Here is a 17,198-nt window from a genome sequence, read left to right on the forward strand (position 1 = left end):
CCCTCCCTGCTGAGGGTGTGATACTGCCGGGGTGATGAGCTTCCCCTTCGACCAGCCGACGCCCGGCCCCGAGGACAGCTTCGGGGGCCGGGCGTTCGCTCCGCGTGAGGACGGCACCGTGGCCGGCGTCGGCATCGACGTCGTGGACATCTCCCGCCTCGCCGAGATGACCGCGCGCACCCCCGCTCTGCTGGAGCGGCTGTTCACCCCCGGGGAGCGCGGACTGTCGGCCGCGTCCCGCGCCGCCCGAGTGGCTGCGAAGGAGGCCGTCGGCAAGGCCCTCGGCTCCCCGGGCGACTTCTCCTGGCAGGACGTCACCGTCGACCGCACCGCCGCCCGCCGCCCCTACCTGCGCCTGCGCGGTGCCACCTTGCGGGCCGCCGAGGCACAGGGCATCGTGCACCTGCACCTGTCGCTGTCCCACGACGGGGACATCGCGACCGCGATCGTCGTCGCCGAACGTGAGCGGCCCTCGGGAGACCGGGGGCCCGGGGAAGGAGGCACCGCATGATCTGTGGATACACCGCCCAGGAGGTCCGCGAGGCGGAACAGCCGCTGCTGTCCGCCGGCCAGCCGCTGATGCTGCGCGCCGCCCGCGCCCTCGCCGACCGGGTCCGGGAACGGCTCGCCGCCGGGGCCGACGGGGAACCGGACGGCCCCGAGCCCTACCGCGAGACCCCCGTCGGCCCCCGCGTCCTCGTGCTCGCCGGTCGCGGGTCCAACGGCGGGGACGGACTGCACGCCGCCGCGATGCTGCGCCGCGACGGCATCGCGGCCGATGCGATCGCCACCTCCGACGGCGTCCACGCCGAGGGCGCCGCAGCGCTCCGGGACGCCGGCGGCACCATCCACTCCCTGCCCGAGAGCTCCGCCGGCGATCTCCGCCAGGTGATCGCGGGCGCCGGTCTCGTCCTGGACGCGATCCTCGGGATCGGCGGGCGCCCCGAGATCCCCGCCGCTCTCGAACCCCTGCTGGAGGCCGTGCGCGCCGAGCAGGTCCCGGTGATCGCCGTGGACGTGCCCAGCTTCGTCGACGCCACCAGCGGCCAGGCGGCGCCCGGCGCCCTCGCAGCGAGCGAGACCGTCACCTTCGGCGCCGTCAAGGCCGGTCTGCTGCTGCCCGGCGCCGCGCACCTGACAGGGACCCTCCACAGCGTCGACCTCGGCCTCGGCGAGCATCTGCCCGCCCGGCCCGCCGCCGCACGCCTCGAGGACAGCGACCTGCGCGCGTTGTGGCCCCGCCCGGAGCGGGACGCCACCAAGTACTCCCGCGGCGTGGTCGCCGTCGTCGCCGGCAGCCCCCGGTTCCCCGGTGCCGCCGTGCTGACCTGTTCCGGCGCCGCCCGCGCCGGGGCGGGAATGGTGCGCTGCGTGGCGCCGCAGAGCGTCCTGGACCTCGTCCTCCAGATCCGGCCGGAGGTCGTCGGCCAGCCCACCGACACCGTGGACCTCGAGGAGATCGGCCGCACCGACGCCCTCGTCGTCGGTTCCGGGATCGGGGGCGAGGACCCCCGGGCCCGCGCCGGCCTCGACGTGCTCTCCCGTGACATCGACCACGCCGGCGAGCACGGGAAGGACCGGGACGGCGACGGGGGAGCAGGCGGGCTGGAACGCGGCGTGATCGACGCGGGCGGCCTCGCCGCCATGACCGCCGAGCACCGCTTCGGGTCCGACGTGGTCCTCACCCCGCACCGCGGCGAGGCCGAACGGCTCGCCGATCGTCTCGGGATCGGCACCGACCTCCCCGGCCCCGAGCTCGCGGCCGCGCTCGCCGGCGCGACCGGCGCGACCGTGCTGCTCAAGGGCGCCGTGACCCTGGTCGCCCCGGGGGACGGCGGCCCCTTGCGCGCCCAGGACGACGCCACCTCCCAGCTCGCCACCGCCGGCACCGGAGACGTCCTGGCCGGCGTGATCGGAACTCTGCTGGCCGCCGGTCTGCCCGGACCGGATGCCGCAGCCCTCGGCGCGATGCTCCATGGTCGCGCGGGGCGCCTCGCGTCCCGGGACGGCCTCCAGCCCCTGGTCGCCCTCGACGTCGCCGACCACCTCCCCGCTGCACTCGGGGCTATCCTGGCGGGCGCCCTGCCGTGATCGAAGGAGTTCGATGACCATCCCGATGCCCGCCGAGGACCCTCGGCACGTGCCCAACCGTGTCGTGATCGACCCCGCGGCCATCACCGAGAACACCCGCGCCCTGACCGGCCAGCTCGAGGAGCACACAGCCCTGATGGCCGTGGTGAAGGCCGACGGCTACGGTCACGGCATGCTGACGGCGGCGCGCGCGGCGCTCGAGGGCGGGGCGACCTGGCTGGGCGTCGCCCATCCCGCCAGTGCACTGGCCCTCTCCCGCGCCGGCCTCGACGTGCACATCCTCACCTGGCTGTACGAACCGCACACCGCCGCCGAGGTGCTGCCCGACGTCCTCACCGCCGGCATCGACGTGTCCGTCGGATCCCCGGAGATGCTCGAGCTGGTCGCCGCTGCCGCCCGCCAGGCCGAGCGCCGCGCCCGCGTGCACCTGAAGATCGACACCGGCATGGGGCGCAACGGCATCCTGCCCTGGCAGGTGCGCGAGATCGGCGCCGCCATGCAGCAGGACGACTTCGTCCAGGTCGTCGCCGCCTGGACCCACCTCACCAGCGCGGACGACCCCGCGGATCCGGCCACGGACCAGCAGGTCGACCTGTTCGACTCCGCGTGCGAGGCCCTGGCCGACGAGATCGGCCCGATCCCCCTGCAGCACATCGCCAACTCGGCGGCGCTGCTGTCCCGCCCGGACCTCCACCGCGACCTGGTCCGTCCCGGCATCGCCCTGTACGGCTACCCGCCGGTGCCCACCGACGTCCCGCTGCGGCCCGCGATGACCCTGACCAGCCGACTGGCCATCGTCAAGGAGGTCCCCGAGGGGCACAGCCTGGGGTACGGGAGGATCCGCAGCACCAGCCGTCGCACCCGGCTGGGCCTGGTCCCGATCGGGTACGCCGACGGCCTGCACCGCGCCGGCAGCGACCGCTGCGACGTGCTCGTGCGCACCGGCTCCGGGGACCACATCGCCCCGCAGGTCGGCCGCATCAGCATGGACCAGATCATCATCGACCTGGGCCCCGACAGCGACGCCGTCGCCGGGGACGAGGTCTTCCTGTTCGGGGACGCCGGCGGTGAGGCCACCGCGCCGACCGCGAGCACCGCCGATGACTGGGCACTGGCCGCCGGCACCATCCCCTACGAGATCCTCACCTCCGTCTCCGGCCGCGTGATGCGGGAGACCCGCGCATGAGCCCCCTGACGATCCGCACCACCGACGCCGACGGCACACGCGCCGCCGCCGCCGCCCTCGCCGGGGCGCTGCGGGCCGGCGACCTGCTGATCCTGGACGGTCCGCTGGGCGCCGGCAAGACCACCTTCACCCAGGGACTGGGACAGGGCCTCGGGGTGCGCGGTCCCGTCGCCTCGCCGACGTTCGTCATCGAGCGCGTCCACCCCAGCCTCACCGGTGGGCCGGCGCTGGTGCATGTGGACGCCTACCGGCTCGGCGGGGGAGGCGACATCGACGACCTCGACCTGGAGGCCGACCTCGACCAGTCCGTCACGGTCGTCGAATGGGGCCGCGACCGCGTCGAGCACCTGGTCGACTCGACGCTCCTGATCGAGCTCGAGCGGCCCGACCACGTCGAGGACCCCGATGATCCCGACGAGCCGCGCACCCTGCGCCTGACCCCGCGAGGGCCGCGCTGGGACCGCGCCGCGACCGAGCAGCTCAGGGCCGTTCTGGGCCTGGAGGCTGCAGACCGCACCGCACCGACACCGGGGGAGGACCGCTGATGCTACTGGGAATCGATACGTCCGGGGCCGTCAGCGTCGCCGTGGCCCGCGCCTCCTTCGGTGCCGGCCGGGACGCGACCGGCGCGGGAGCGGAGGCATCGCCCTTCGACGGCACCCCCGCGCCCGAGGTCCTCGCTGTGCGCTCCGACCAGCGGGCCCGTCATCACGACGAGGTGCTCCTGGCCCTCATCGACGAGACGATGCGCGAAGCGGGCGCCACCCGAGCCGAGCTGACCGGGATCGTCGTCGGCCGCGGCCCCGGCCCGTTCACGGGCCTGCGCGTCGGCCTGGTCGCCGCCCGCAGCATCGCCGACATCCTCGGCATCCCGCTGTACGGGCTCAGCTCCCTTGACGCCCTCGCCGAACAGGCGCTCGCCGAGTACGCCCCCGCGGCCTCTGCTTCGCTGACCGTCGCCGTCGCCCTGGACGCCCGCCGCCGCGAGGTCTACCACGCCCGCTACCGGCAGGACGCCGACGGAGCCCTGACCCGCACCGCGGATCCCGCGGTCGACGCCCCGGCCGCAGTTGCCGCGGACCTCTCCGCCTGCGACCTGCTCGTCGGCTCCGGGGCCGCGCTGTACCCGGAACTGCTGCCGGCCACCTCGCCGCTGGTCGACGCCGACGCCGGGTACCTGATCCGCGCCGCCTCCCGCCTGATCGGACAGGGAGAGGACCTCGCCGATACCGATCCCATGTACCTGCGCGAGCCCGACGCCGCCAAGCCCACCGCGCGCAAGAGCGCTCTCGGGCTGTGAGATGACGGCCGACCTGCCGCGGGAGGACCCGTCGGACCAGCCGGAGCCGACGGGCCGTCCGGACCAGCGCGACCAGCTGGGCCAGCCGGAGCAGGGGGATACGTTCCGCTGGGCACTGCGTCCCGCTGGCCTTCACGACGTCGAGGAGATCGCCTTCGCCGAGCTCGAGCTCTTCCCCGACGAGGCCTGGACCGTGTTCCAGCTCGCCGCGGAGATCGAGCACCGCGACCGCCGTTACGTCATCGCCGCGCGGGGCCCCGACGCGACCGGTGACCTGCTCGGTTACGCCGGGATCATGCTCGCCGGGGACGTCGCCGACCTGCACACCATCGGCACCCGGATCGAGGGCGTCGGCATCGGCCGCGCCCTGCTGGCCTGGTGCGAGGACCAGGCGCGACGGGCGGGGGCGACGCGGATGCTGCTCGAGGTCCGCGAGGACAACTCACGCGCCCGGACGTTCTACACCACGGCCGGATACCGGACCATCGACCGCCGCCGGGGGTACTACCGCATCCGCGGCCGGCAGATCGATGCGCTGGTGATGGAACGGGATCTCTGACCCGCCCTCACGCGAGGCCCTACAGGAAGTCGCGCACCTTCTGGAACACGTCGGGGTAGCGGCTCTCCAGCCGGACGGTGCCGATCCGCAGTCCCACCAGGAACGCGACCACGCCCAGCAGGAGCGACAGCACACCCGCGACGAGCTGGATCGCGGGGCTCCCCACGATGAGTCCCCAGACAGCGACCCCGACCGCCGGGATCTGGGGGACCGCCACCGCGATCATCGAGATCGTCATCGACAGCATCGCATTGGTGCTCGAGGCGGACTTGTCCTTCATCGGGTTCGTGCCGGGAGGAGAGGCCGGGTAGGGCATGATCACCCCGACCGCGAGGGATACGCCCCAGCCGGTGATCGCGGTGCCCAGGGAGCCCAGCACCGTCAGCGGGACCAGGTGCCCCATCCCGAACAGCAGCGGCACGGCGACGGTGACCACGACGATCACGGGCACCATCAGCACCGCCATGGCGGCCACGCGGCCCAGCTGGTTCGCGCGGGCCGGGAGCCCGGCGGTGATGTTGACCCAGCCGGAGGGACCGTCGAACCCGATCTCGTTGGACAGGGTGATACCCGTCAGCCCGCACATCATGATCAGGATGGCCAGCATCATCGGTCGTGAGTCGGGAACGGCGAGCCCCATCGCGGCGAAGAACAGGAGCATCAGCGGGTACATCCCGATCGCGGCGAGATACCGGGTGTCGCGCCGCCAATAGCGCAGCGACTTGCCCATCACCGCGCCGAACGCGCCGGGCCGGACGAAGCGGGGCACCAGGGGAGAGACCTTGGTGGCACCGGAGGAGGCATCACCGCTGAGGGCGGAGGTGAGGGACGCATCGATCGAACGTCGCCACCACAGCCATGTCGCCGCGATCGCGACGGCGCCGATCAGCGCCCGGGCCAACGCCGGCAGCACCCGGCCCTCGGCGAGATCCATCGGCACCGCGAACAGCGCCCCGAACGGGGTCCAGGCAGCGACCTCGACGACGGTGGGCAGCAGCTGCCTCAGCCTCTCCGCGTCGAGATCCTCGACCCTCTGCAGCAGCAGGGAGCCGCCGTAGATGGCGGCGAACATGATGACCATGCCGATGATCCCGCCGACCTCGCGGCCGCTGCGCGAGGAGGCCCTGCTCGCAGAGTGCGCGAACCAGGCGCGCGGCAGCAGCAGGCACAGGGCGACCGCGGCGAGGTTCGCCGGGATCAGAGCGACCATGGCCGCGGCGATCCACAGCGCCCCCTGACCGAACAGGATGAGCCACAGGATCTCGAACGCCGTCGCGATCAGGACGGCCAGGAGCGTGAACGCGCTGGGCAGGCTGAGCGCGGCGGCGGCGAAGAGCCCGGGCTGGAGCTGCTTGGCGCTGCGGGGGAGCAGGGCGAAGGCGCGCGGATCCAGCGTGTCGTCCAGCCCGAAGGCGAGCACGGGGATCGCCAGCCACACCAGGACCGTGAGCGCGCCCAGACCCCGGATGATCATGGGGAAGGTGGAGCCCTCTCCCGCCCACAGCGTCGCACTGAGGAACAGTGCCACCAGGGCGGCCATGCCGCCGAGCGCGTACAGGACGCCGAAGCAGGTGCCGATGATCTTGCCGACGTTCTTGCGGTAGGACCGCTTCCACAGGGTCCACTTCAGCCCCAGCAGCAGGCGCAGCAGGGAGCGCTGGGAGACGGAGCCGTGGTGGATCCCGGCCGCGGAGGCGGTCGCAGCGTGCTCGCTGCTCAGGACTCCAACCACGACAGGCTCCCCTCCTCGACGTCGGCCCCGCCGACGAGATCGATGAACGTCTGGACGAGGCTGCCGCCGCGGCGGACCTCGTCCAGCGTGCCGTCGGCCATCAGCTCCCCGTGCGCGATGATCGCGACGTGGCTGCACAGCCCCTCGACCAGCTCCATCACGTGGCTGGAGAGGACCACGGTGCCTCCGCCCTCGACATAGGCGGTGAGGATCTTCCGGATCACCTGCGCGGAGACCGGGTCCACCGCCTCCAGCGGCTCATCCAGCACCAGCAGCCGCGGGGCGTGCAGGAGGGCACCGGCCAGCAGGATCTTCTTGGTCATGCCCGCGGAGTAGTCGACCACGAGCTTGCCGTCCTCGCCCGCGAGATCGAGGGCCGTCAGCAAGGACTGGGTGCGCTCCTCGACGACCTCGGGGTCCATGCCGCGGATCAGGCCGACGTAGGTGAGCAGCTCGCGTCCCGTGAGCCGGTCGAAGGTGCGCAGGCCGTCGGCGAGCACGCCGAGCCGGGCCTTGGCCTTCTCCGGCTCCGCCCACATGTCGGTGCCGAGCACATGGGCGGTGCCGCCGCTGGGCCGCAGCAGGCCGGTGGCCATCGACAGCGTGGTGGTCTTGCCGGCGCCGTTGGGGCCGACCATCCCGTAGAACGAGCCGCGGGGCACGTCCAGGGAGATCCCGTGGACGACCTCGGTGCCGGAGAAGGACTTCCGCAGGCCACGGATAGACAGCGCCGACTGCGGCGGGACGGCGGCGCTCTCGGCCACGGGAGCGGCGGGGCCGGTGCTCGGTGACGGGGAGGAGGGCGGGACGGAGTGCATGTGATCACGGTATCGAGCGAACGGTCGGCGGTGCTCCGTCCCTCGGTCACCGGCACGTCGACCTTCGTCGGCCCTGATCAGGTACCGCGGGCTCGAGCCGCCCGCTAGAGTGACCCGGAGTCGAACCGGCTCTGACGGAAGGAGCCCCATGTCGAAGCTGCGCCCGACCCCTCGTGCCCCCGGTCTCGCACCGGAGGTCGAGGAGATCCCCATCGGTGTGCGCCGGCTGGCGTCCTGGTCCTGGCGGGTGATCGTGATCGTCGCGGCCTCAGCCCTGATCCTCTGGGCTCTGCTGAAGATCACCACCCTCGTGATCCCGGTGCTCATCGCCGTGCTGCTGGCCGTGATGCTGATGCCGATCGTGAGGGTCCTGACGCGCTACACGTTCCTGGGCCGGGCCGCGGCCAGCGGCATCGCACTGATCGGTCTGCTGCTGCTGGTCGCCGGCATGTTCACCCTCGCCGGGCGTCAGCTGATCGCCCAGTTCTCGGACATCCAGGACAAGGCCGTCACCGGCTTCCAGTCCGTCATGGACTGGGCGACGACGACGTTCCAGATCGACGCCCCCATGATCGACAGCGCCATCAACGAGGGCCTCACGCAGCTGCAGGAGAACGCGGATGCCCTGCTGAACTCGGCGCTGAGCACCGCTGCGGTGATCGGCAACCTCGCCACCGGCATCGTGATCTGCCTGTTCACGCTGTTCTTCCTGCTCTCCAGCGGGTCGACGATCTGGCGCTGGGTCGTGGGGCTGCTGCCGCCGGCCGCCCGTGAGGACACCCACGAGGCCTTCCGCCGCGGCTGGAAGGCCCTGTCGGCATACGTGCGCACCCAGATCCTGGTGGCGGCGGCCGACGCGGTCGGCATCGCGATCGGGATGGTCTTCCTGGGACTGGGCTCCTACGCGGTGCCGATCTGGCTGCTCGTGTTCCTGTTCTCCTTCATCCCGCTGGTCGGTGCGATCGCCTCCGGGATCATCGCGGTGCTGCTGGTGCTGGTGCTGCAGAACTGGATCTTCGCGCTGATCATGCTGGGCATCGTGGTGGCCGTCCAGCAGATCGAGGGCAACGTCCTCCAGCCCTTCCTCATGGGCAAGGCGGTCGAGCTGCATCCGCTCGCGGTGTTCCTGGGCGTGGCCGCCGGCGCCATGATCGCCGGGATCCCCGGTGCTCTGTTCGCGATCCCGCTGATCGCCTTCGTCAATGCGACCCTGCTGTACGTCGTCGGCCGCGATCCCAGCCCGGAGCTGGGCCACGACGACGCGGCGGCGGACCATTTCGCGGCGCTGGCCGGCGGCAAGGGCGCCCAGCGGAGCACCCGCTCCCAGGACGATGCCCAGAAGCGGTCCCCGGCGAAGTCGTCCCGGGAGGGATCCACCGCGGAGGTCTCCTCCGGAGGAGCCCGCCCGGACAGCGCCACGGGATCGGCGGGGGAGGAGCCGGCGCCGTCGAGCTGACCGGGCCGTCCGCCGGCGGGCGGCGGATCGTCCGGGGCCCTGCCCGCGACAGGCGGCGGATCGCCGTCGGACCTTCTCGGAGCGCCGAGCCCCACCCGGAGCGCTGATCACCTCTCAGAGGCGGGCACAGCGCGGCAGACACAGCAAGGACCCGTCTCCGGCCATCGCCGGAGAGGGGTCCTTGCTCGTGCGAGACGGCTCGTCGGTCGGGGACCGGTCTGCGGGCCTCGCGGGGAGGTGTCGGTGGCGCGGCGCTCGGAGAGCGCCCGCGGGTCACGGACGGTAGGGCTTGGCCTCGAGGATGTCGACCGGGAACGACTTGCCGTTCGGTGCGGTGTAATCGACCGTGTCGCCCACCTTGGAGCTGTGGATCGCGCTGCCCAGCGGCGACTCGGTGGAGTAGACCTCGAGGTCGGAGTCCTCGGCGATCTCGCGATTGCCCAGCAGGAACGTGCGGTTCTTGCCGGCCAGCGTGATCGTGACGACCATGCCCGGCTCGACCACACCGTCGTCCTTGGGGGACTCGCCCACCACGGCGTTCTTGAGCAGACGCTGGAGGTCGGCGATGCGAGCCTCCATCTTCCCCTGCTCCTCGCGGGCGGCGTGGTACCCACCGTTCTCCTTGAGGTCGCCCTCGTCGCGGGCGGCGGCGATGCGCTCGGCGATCTCCGTGCGGCCCGGCCCCTCCAGCTCAGCGAGCTCCTTGGCGAGGCGGTCGTACGCGTCCTGGGTGAGCCAGGCGCCATTCGGCTGGCTGCTCATGGGTTCACTCCTGTCGTCTTCGGTGTGCGCATGCGGGACCGCGGGAAAGGGCCCCCGTACGCGAATCACGGGGCACATGACCTCATGCGCCCCGTGTGCGGATGATGATGACCGGCGCGTCGCCGGTATCGGAATACCTTACACCGCGAGATTCCGAGTTCCGGGACCCTGTGCGCTGTTTCGCGATCGGAGAACCCGGGGTCTCCCTCGACGGCTCACGGATCAGGCCGGTTCGCAGCCCACCACTTCCGCGGAGACCGCCTCGCCCTGGGTGGCGATCTCCACGTGGTGGGCGCTGCGCCTCTCGGACTGCGCCGCGATGGTGGTCTCGACGAAGCCGACCTGCGCGCGCCCCTTGTTCAGGGCCTGGATCTGGCAGACGGCCTCGGTTCCCGGACGCATCGTGACCACGTAGTCGACCCCGATGAGGTCGTCGTCGAGATGCTCGTAGGCGAGCACCTCGGACTTGATCGGGTTGCTGGCGACCTGCATGCCGACGTAGACGACGACGGCCAGGAACACGGCTGCGGCCGCGGCCAGGAGCACTCGTGCCGTGCGCTTCGTGACGATCGGGCCGCCGTAGCGATCCGCCGGACGATGCGTGGAACCATTCATGCCCTCAGTCTTCCAGACCCCGGCGGGGCCGTTTCTCAGACGGTCCCGCAGGTCCTGCTCCCGGTCGCGCCCGCAGGCTCTCGCGCGGCCCCTCGGGCGGGCCCCGGCCGACGGTCGCGGCGCCGCCGGAGAGCTCCCGTCCCGTTCCCGTGCGACCGTGCCGGGCACTGGGATCCTTCAGTCGGGGTGGCGTACGATCGGGCGCTGGTGCCCCACGCGATCCGGTGCCCGCACCGGGCCCGTCCGGGGCCGTTCCCATCCCGCCGCTTCCGAGGAGTGCCGTGTCCGTCCAGCTTCCCGCCCCTGATGAGACCCTGCGGATGGTGGCCGTCCACGCGCACCCGGACGACGAGTCCTCCAAGGGCGCCGCGACGACCGCTCGCTACGTGCGAGAGGGTGCGCAGGTCACCGTCATCACCTGCACGGGCGGCGAACGCGGTGACGTGCTGAATCCCAAGCTGCGCGACGATGCCTCACTGATGAGCGACCTGCCGGCGGTCCGCCGCCGCGAGATGGCTGAGGCGCAGCGGATCCTGGGCGTGGATCACGAGTGGCTGGGCTTCATCGATTCCGGACTGCCCGAGGGCGACCCGCTGCCGCCGCTGCCCGCCGGCAGCTTCGCCACGCTCTCCCCGGAGGAGGCGGCCAGACCGCTGGTCGAGGCCGTGCGCCGACTGCGCCCGCATGTGATGACCACCTACGACGAGAACGGCGGCTACCCCCACCCCGACCACATCCAGGTCAATCGCGTGAGCCTGGCGGCCTTCGACCTCGCCGCGGATCCCGATTTCGCGCCCGAGCTCGGCGAGCCCTGGGAGGTCGCGAAGCTCTACTACATCAACGGCTTCCACCGGCAGCGGTTCTCGGCGATCAACCGTCATCTGCGCGCCGAGGGCACTCCCAACGAGGAGCTCGAACAGATGCTGCAGCGGCTCGACGAGAGCACCGACCGGCTCCTGACGACCCGGATCGACGTGCGCGAGTACCTGGGAGTGCGCGATGACGCACTGCGTGCCCACGCCACCCAGGTCGACCCCGACGGCCCGTTCTTCCGCATTCCGCACGAGGTCGAACTCGCCGTGTGGGGGACCGAGGACTACGAACTGCACATCTCCCGCATCGGCGTGAAACTGCCCGAGAACGACCTCTTCGCCGGACTGCGTCCCGACTCCCTCGAGGCCCGGCCATGACGGGCACGGGGCTCATCCCCGCCCTCGGCGCCGGCGTCTCCGGGACGGTGGGGCGCCTTCTCGCCGATCCCGCCCCCTCGGACGGGGAGGATCTCAACGCCGTGACGGTCTCCCCGGGGCTGCCCGGGTTCCTCGTGGTGTTCCTGCTCGCCGTCGTGGTCGTGCTGCTGGTGCTGGACATGTCGCGGCGCACGCGCCGTGTCCAGGCCCGCGCACGGGTCCAGGAGCGGATGGAGGCCAAAGCGGCGGAACAGTCCGCGAAGGGCGAGCGCGCTCGCGAGGATTCAGACGCCGCCGGCCGGGAGGATCAGGGCGGTCCGGAGGGCCAGGGCGGCCCCGAGGACAGGGGCGGCCCGCCGCAGTCCGGCCCGTCGGCCGACGGGGATCCCAGGCGCGGAAGCGACGACCAGCGCGACCAGCGCTGAGACCCGGGCTCGTCGGCCGGCAGCGGCCCGGCGCCCGCACGGGCAGCGCGGAGCTGGCACCTGACGCGAGGGCTGGACACGACGCGAGGCCGGCCCGTGACGCGCCGCCCGCACGCGACGCGAGGCCCGCCCGCGTGCCGTCGGCGAGCGCCGGGAGACTGCGGCTCTCCTGACCGGCGGGGTCCGCCGCGTGATCAGGCGATGGAGACGGCGACCGCGGCGAAGTGGCAGCCGAAGCCCGCCAGGGTGCCCGCGTGGAAGATCTCGTGGAAGCCGAACCAGGCCGGTGAGGGATTCGGTCGTTTCAGGCCGTAGACCACTGCGCCCGAGGTGTAGGCCAGGCCCCCGGCGACCAGCAGCACCACCACGGCCCAGCCGCCACCGGCGTAGAGCTGCGGCATGTAGAAGATCGCGATCCAGCCCAGCGCGACGTACGCCGGCACGTACAGCCAGCGCGGGGCACCGGTCCAGAACAGGCGGAAGCAGACGCCCACCGCCGCGCCGCCCCAGGCGATGGCCAGCAGGGTCAGCGCCTGGCGCGGCTGCAGCAGGGCCACGGCGATCGGCGTGTAGGTCCCGGCGATGATCAGGAAGATGTTCGCGTGGTCAAACCGCCGCAGCATGATGGCGCGCTCCGAGGACCAGCTGCCGCGATGGTAGGTGGCGCTGACCCCGAACAGCATGCCGGCCGTCAGCACGAACACGGCGCACGAGAGCCGGATCGCCGTCGTCTCGCCGAGAGCGACCAGCAGCAGACCGGCCACCAGCGAAGCCGGGAACGCGATCAGGTGCAGCATCCCGCGCAGGCGTGGCTTGGGCAGCTGCACGCCGAGCCGCGTGGCACGCGCAGCCATGGACCGGGTCAGGCTCCGGGGCGCGAAGGTGTGCTCCGCGGCGGTGGGGATGTCGGCATCGTCCCCGGTGTCCTCCCCCGGGCCCTGGTCCCCGGCGGTCTCGGAGACCGCCTCGACGGCTTCCTGCGCGGCGCGGTCCTCGCGCCGCCGAGCGCGCGCCTCGGCCCGGGGTGGCTGCCCGGCGGGCGGGACATCGTTCGAGGGCTGCGAGGAATGCTCGCGGCGAAGGCCGTTGGTCATGACGGAGAGCCTAACCTACGGGTGCGTAACTTAGTGCTGCGGCACCCTGTGTCGATCCGGTGATGATCCCTGTGGATTGCAGGGACCGCGTGTGGATGTCACCGATAATGGCAGGGGGCCGCGAGCCCGGTCGATCCCCTCCGGGCGCGCGATCGGGTACGCCATGCGGTGCGGCCATGCCATTCTGGCGGGGGACCTCGCGCGGATCGACGGAAAGGGAGGCTGCTGTGGACGACGACGGCCTTCTCTACCGCGTCTACGAGAGGCGGCTGACCAAGGAGCTGGAGGCCTACCAGCTGCCCCAGCACCTCGGCGTCATCGTCGACGGCAACCGGCGCTGGGCGAAGGCGGCCGGTGAGACCACCGAGCACGGTCATCGCGTCGGGGCCGCCAAGATCGTCGAGTTCCTCTCCTGGTGCGAGGATCTGCGCATCCCGCTGGTCACGGTGTGGATGCTCTCGACGGACAACATGCGCCGGCCGCCCGAGGAACTGGTGGCCCTCTACGAGATCATCGCCTCCACGGTCGAGGAGATCGTGGAGGCCGGCTACTGCGTCAGGCTGACCGGCAACGCCGAGGCGCTGCCCGAGGACGTCCGTGCCGGCATCGCCCGCACCCAGGAGCGCGCAGCCCCGGATTCGCCGCTGACGGTGAACGTCGCCATCGGCTACGGAGGTCGCGAGGAGATCGTCGATGCCGTGCGCGAGCTGGTCCTCGACCTCGGCGGGCAGGGGAAGACCCCCGAGCAGATCGCCGCGGAGGTCAGCGTCGGCTCGATCGCCGATCACCTCTACACGCGAGGCCAGCCGGACCCGGATCTGATCATCCGCACCTCCGGCGAGCAGCGGCTGTCGGGCTTCCTGCTGTGGCAGTCGGTCCACTCGGAGTACTGGTTCTGCGAGACCTACTGGCCGGGGTTCCGGCGCGTGGACCTGCTGCGCGCCCTGCGCGATTTCTGCCGACGCGAGCGGCGCTACGGCGCGTGATGATCAATCCCGTCGATGCCGCCGTGGCGGTGGCAGACTGGCCGTACCGGAGCTCGTCAGAACTCCGGATGACGATCGGGTGAACGTCGAGCCCGCCGACGGCGGGACTCGCCCGGCGCCGGGTGCCGGCGCGGTTAGTGTCCTGGCATCCGCGAGATTTCGGGAGGCTCCTATGGATGAGACCACCATCGCCCGTGAGACGGCGCCGGCCGACGGAGGCCTGGCACCGGATGGCTCGAGTTCCGGGCGGGAGGTGATCGAGTCCCCGAACCGGGACGGCTCGCCCGTCGTGCCCTCCCTGCAGCCCGGCGTCGCTCAGCAGGTCCTGGCCGACATCGAGACCGGCGTGATCACCTACGTGCTGGACACCTCGGTGCTGCTGTCCGACCCGCTGTCCCTGCACCGCTTCGCCGAGCACGACATCGTGCTGCCGATCGTCGTGGTCACGGAGCTGGAGTCCAAGCGGCACCACCCCGACCTCGGGTACTTCGCCCGGCAGGCGCTGCGCCTGCTCGACGACCTGCGCGAGCTGCACGGCAACCTCGCCCAGCCGCTGCCGATCGGCAAGGCCGGCGGCCATGTGCACGTCGAGCTGAACCACATGAACTCGGCGTCGCTGCCCGACGGATTCCGCCTGGGCGACAACGACACCCGCATCCTCGCGGTGGCGAAGAACCTGCAGCTGGAGGGCAAGCACGTCGTGCTGGTCTCCAAGGACCTGCCGATGCGCATCAAGGCCTCGGCCTCCGGGATCCACGCCGAGGAGTACCGGGCCGAGCTCGCCCGCGACCGCGGCTACACCGGCATGGTCTCGGCCGGCGTCGACGAGCAGACCATGAGCGATCTCTATGCCGGCAAGACCGTGGAGATCCCCGAGGTGGCTCACCAGCCGGTCCATACCGGGCTCACGATCACCAGCCCGCGGGGCTCGGCCCTGGGCCGCATCACCCGGGACAAGAAGGCGCGACTGGTCCAGGGCGACCAGACGGTCTTCGGCGTCGGTGGCCGCTCCGCCGAGCAGCGGGTGGCGATCGACCTGCTCCAGGACGAGTCCGTCGGCATCGTCTCGCTCGGTGGCCGTGCCGGCACCGGCAAGAGTGCCCTCGCGCTGTGCGCAGGGCTGGAAGCGGTGCTCGAGCGCCGCACCCAGCGCAAGATCATGGTGTTCCGTCCGCTGTTCGCGGTGGGCGGGCAGGAGCTCGGCTATCTGCCCGGTGACCAGTCCGAGAAGATGGGGCCGTGGGGACAGGCCGTCTTCGACACCCTCGGGTCGATGGTCTCCCAGAACGTCATCGACGAGGTGCTCTCCCGCGGCATGCTCGAGGTCATGCCGCTGACCCACATCCGCGGCCGCTCCCTGCACGATGCCTTCGTGATCGTGGACGAGGCCCAGTCGCTGGAGCGCAACGTGCTGCTGACGATGCTCTCGCGCATCGGGCAGAACTCCCGCGTGGTCCTCACTCACGACATCGCCCAGCGCGACAACCTTCGCATCGGCCGGTACGACGGGATCGCCTCGGTCGTCGAGGCGCTCAAGGAGAAGGAGCTGTTCGGGCACATCACCCTCCAGCGCTCCGAGCGCTCGAAGGTCGCCGAGCTGGTCACGCACGTCCTCGACGAACCGGTGCTCTGACGGTGGCCGGGCGCACCTGGCTGGGCCCGGGTGCGCCTGGCCGAGCCGGAGTGCGCTCGCCCGCGGCCGGGGTGCGCGGGAGATCGTGCTACAGGGTCCGGCTGGGCTGAGCCACGATTGGAGCCAGCATGTGCACAGCTAGGCCCATATAGCGCCTAGCTGTGCACATGCTGGCTCCAATCTGACCCGGCCCTTCCCGTGCGGGCCCGTGCAGAGCGGGGACGGTCCGCGGCCGCCCGGCCCATCCCGTGCAGGCCCGCGCAGAGCAGAGCCGAGGCCACCCCGCACGGTTCTGCTCGCAGGCTCGTCGGGACGGTCATCCACAATCGGGCGACAGTGCTTGTCCGAGTGCGACGGGTGACGTCTTCTTGGGGGCATGCAGATCAGGGGCGTCCGGCACCGAGACCAGCTCCGTGGCGAGGACGGGGTCGGCACGGAGGATGTCGCGCGGTGGCGTCGTCGCGGAGCGCTGCGCAGCGTCCAACCGTGGTACGTCACCCCAGAGGCCCCGGAGTCCCTGGTCGTTCTCCTCGAGCACGGTCTGCGCCCCACCTGCATCGATGCCGCAGCATTCCATGGCCTCTGGACGCCGCTCCACACCGGCGTGCACGTATACCGACCGCGGGCCGATCGACGTGCCGAGCTGCTCGAACCGATCCGGCTCTCCCCGGTCCGGCGAGAGGAGGGCCAGGTGATCCGGCGGGGAGCGCCGGAGCCGCTGATCCTCCACGGGCGAGGGATGTCCGCCTGGCCGGACGATGATCCTGTGCCGTCGATCGAGCTGGTGCTGGAGCATGCCGCACGATGTCTGCCCACCGTGAAGGCGGCGATCCTGTTCGAGTCCGCTGTGCATCAGAGGAAGCTCACGCTTGCCGCAGCGCAGGCTCTCGTGGCGAGATTGCCGACCCGCCCGCGCCGCCCTCTCTCGCGCATCCGCGGTGACGCCGAGTCCGGGACGGAGACAGCAGTGCGCTGGTGGCTGGAGGAGCGACGCATCGAGGTGCGGCCCCAGGTGCGCTTCGTCGACGGCGCCGGTGACGAGCGGCGGATGGATCTGCTGGTCGGTCACAGCTGGGTGATCGAATGCGACAGCCGGAGCTTTCACGATGATCCCGCCAGCTACCAGGCGGACCGTCATCGAGATCTGTTCCTTCGTGCGAAGGGCTACACCGTCACGAGGCTGACATGGGAACAGGTCTTCCTCGAGTGGAAGGCGACGGAGGTGATGCTCTGTGCGGTGCTGGGGCGCGGCGACCACCGTCTCCCGGTCGCCGACCGCATCGAACGGCGAGCAGGATGAGTCGGGCGCTGGGCTCGGGTACTGAGCCCGTGCCCAGCGCTCGCCCGAGCA

General features: G+C 71.8%; 17 protein-coding genes. 12 read left to right on the forward strand and 5 right to left on the reverse strand.

Features of this window, described 5'->3' with window-relative positions:
• Nucleotides 1-34: 34 nt before the first annotated feature.
• From AC5020_RS11595 to AC5020_RS11620, 6 genes are read left to right on the forward strand one after another with little or no spacing between them, the layout of a single operon-like run.
• A complete protein-coding gene (locus AC5020_RS11595; protein ID WP_377019928.1) occupies nt 35-511 on the forward strand; it encodes a holo-ACP synthase in 477 nt (158 codons plus the stop codon).
• Nucleotides 508-2,091, forward strand: coding sequence for an NAD(P)H-hydrate dehydratase (locus AC5020_RS11600; protein ID WP_464988398.1), 1,584 nt, complete (start codon nt 508-510; stop codon nt 2,089-2,091). Before AC5020_RS11595 ends, AC5020_RS11600 begins: the two co-directional genes overlap by 4 nt.
• Before the next feature lie 13 nt (nt 2,092-2,104).
• The gene (gene alr, locus AC5020_RS11605) at nt 2,105-3,277 is read left to right on the forward strand and encodes an alanine racemase (RefSeq protein WP_377019925.1); all 1,173 of its coding nucleotides are present in this window, start codon (nt 2,105-2,107) and stop codon (nt 3,275-3,277) included.
• On the forward strand, nt 3,274-3,822 hold the full coding sequence (gene tsaE, locus AC5020_RS11610) for a tRNA (adenosine(37)-N6)-threonylcarbamoyltransferase complex ATPase subunit type 1 TsaE (protein WP_377019924.1): 549 nt from the start codon (nt 3,274-3,276) through the stop codon (nt 3,820-3,822). The genes alr and tsaE overlap by 4 nt, the downstream gene beginning before the upstream one ends.
• Nucleotides 3,822-4,577 (forward strand): tRNA (adenosine(37)-N6)-threonylcarbamoyltransferase complex dimerization subunit type 1 TsaB, encoded by a 756-nt coding sequence (tsaB, locus tag AC5020_RS11615; protein WP_464988399.1) that lies wholly within the window; start codon nt 3,822-3,824, stop codon nt 4,575-4,577. The genes tsaE and tsaB overlap by 1 nt, the downstream gene beginning before the upstream one ends.
• Nucleotide 4,578: 1 nt before the next feature.
• The gene (locus AC5020_RS11620) at nt 4,579-5,136 is read left to right on the forward strand and encodes a GNAT family N-acetyltransferase (protein WP_377019921.1); all 558 of its coding nucleotides are present in this window, start codon (nt 4,579-4,581) and stop codon (nt 5,134-5,136) included.
• Nucleotides 5,137-5,155: 19 nt separating this feature from the next.
• Here the strand turns inward: AC5020_RS11620 and AC5020_RS11625 are convergent, their stop codons facing one another.
• Together AC5020_RS11625 and AC5020_RS11630 are read right to left on the reverse strand one after the other, a co-directional pair.
• Nucleotides 5,156-6,868: a hypothetical protein gene (locus AC5020_RS11625; RefSeq protein WP_464988400.1), complete on the reverse strand. Its 1,713-nt coding sequence runs from the start codon at nt 6,866-6,868 to the stop codon at nt 5,156-5,158.
• Nucleotides 6,853-7,686 (reverse strand): ABC transporter ATP-binding protein, encoded by an 834-nt coding sequence (locus tag AC5020_RS11630; RefSeq protein ID WP_377019918.1) that lies wholly within the window; start codon nt 7,684-7,686, stop codon nt 6,853-6,855. Before AC5020_RS11630 ends, AC5020_RS11625 begins: the two co-directional genes overlap by 16 nt.
• A gap of 148 nt (nt 7,687-7,834) precedes the next feature.
• Between AC5020_RS11630 and AC5020_RS11635 the strand changes: the two genes are divergently transcribed.
• A complete protein-coding gene (locus AC5020_RS11635; RefSeq protein WP_464988401.1) occupies nt 7,835-9,142 on the forward strand; it encodes an AI-2E family transporter in 1,308 nt (435 codons plus the stop codon).
• Between the two features lie 273 nt (nt 9,143-9,415).
• Here the strand turns inward: AC5020_RS11635 and greA are convergent, their stop codons facing one another.
• Both greA and AC5020_RS11645 read right to left on the reverse strand, forming a co-directional pair.
• Nucleotides 9,416-9,904 (reverse strand): transcription elongation factor GreA, encoded by a 489-nt coding sequence (gene greA / locus AC5020_RS11640; protein WP_377019916.1) that lies wholly within the window; start codon nt 9,902-9,904, stop codon nt 9,416-9,418.
• Nucleotides 9,905-10,126: 222 nt separating this feature from the next.
• Nucleotides 10,127-10,519, reverse strand: coding sequence for a DUF4307 domain-containing protein (locus AC5020_RS11645; RefSeq protein WP_464988402.1), 393 nt, complete (start codon nt 10,517-10,519; stop codon nt 10,127-10,129).
• A gap of 281 nt (nt 10,520-10,800) precedes the next feature.
• On the opposite strand from AC5020_RS11645, the gene mca reads away from it, so the two are divergent.
• Together mca and AC5020_RS11655 are read left to right on the forward strand one after the other, a co-directional pair.
• Nucleotides 10,801-11,709 carry a mycothiol conjugate amidase Mca gene (gene mca, locus AC5020_RS11650; RefSeq protein WP_464988403.1) on the forward strand — a complete coding sequence of 303 codons (909 nt, stop codon included), beginning with the start codon at nt 10,801-10,803 and terminating at the stop codon, nt 11,707-11,709.
• Nucleotides 11,706-12,134, forward strand: coding sequence for a hypothetical protein (locus AC5020_RS11655; RefSeq protein WP_464988404.1), 429 nt, complete (start codon nt 11,706-11,708; stop codon nt 12,132-12,134). The genes mca and AC5020_RS11655 overlap by 4 nt, the downstream gene beginning before the upstream one ends.
• Nucleotides 12,135-12,328: 194 nt before the next feature.
• Here AC5020_RS11655 and trhA read toward each other — a convergent pair whose 3' ends face one another.
• Nucleotides 12,329-13,228, reverse strand: coding sequence for a PAQR family membrane homeostasis protein TrhA (gene trhA, locus AC5020_RS11660; protein ID WP_464988405.1), 900 nt, complete (start codon nt 13,226-13,228; stop codon nt 12,329-12,331).
• Nucleotides 13,229-13,455: 227 nt separating this feature from the next.
• Between trhA and uppS the strand changes: the two genes are divergently transcribed.
• The 3 genes from uppS to AC5020_RS11675 all read left to right on the forward strand — a co-directional run bounded on the left by uppS (nt 13,456) and on the right by AC5020_RS11675 (nt 17,147).
• Entirely contained in the window at nt 13,456-14,214 is a 759-nt protein-coding gene (gene uppS / locus AC5020_RS11665; protein WP_377793119.1) for a polyprenyl diphosphate synthase, read from the forward strand.
• A 172-nt stretch (nt 14,215-14,386) separates the two neighbouring features.
• Nucleotides 14,387-15,847 carry an RNA 5'-3' helicase PhoH2 gene (phoH2, locus tag AC5020_RS11670; protein ID WP_377019909.1) on the forward strand — a complete coding sequence of 487 codons (1,461 nt, stop codon included), beginning with the start codon at nt 14,387-14,389 and terminating at the stop codon, nt 15,845-15,847.
• A 376-nt stretch (nt 15,848-16,223) separates the two neighbouring features.
• Nucleotides 16,224-17,147 (forward strand): putative endonuclease domain-containing protein, encoded by a 924-nt coding sequence (locus AC5020_RS11675; protein ID WP_464988406.1) that lies wholly within the window; start codon nt 16,224-16,226, stop codon nt 17,145-17,147.
• Nucleotides 17,148-17,198: the final 51 nt, after the last annotated feature.

The organism is Brachybacterium sp. SYSU DS0246 (assembly GCF_059391765.1).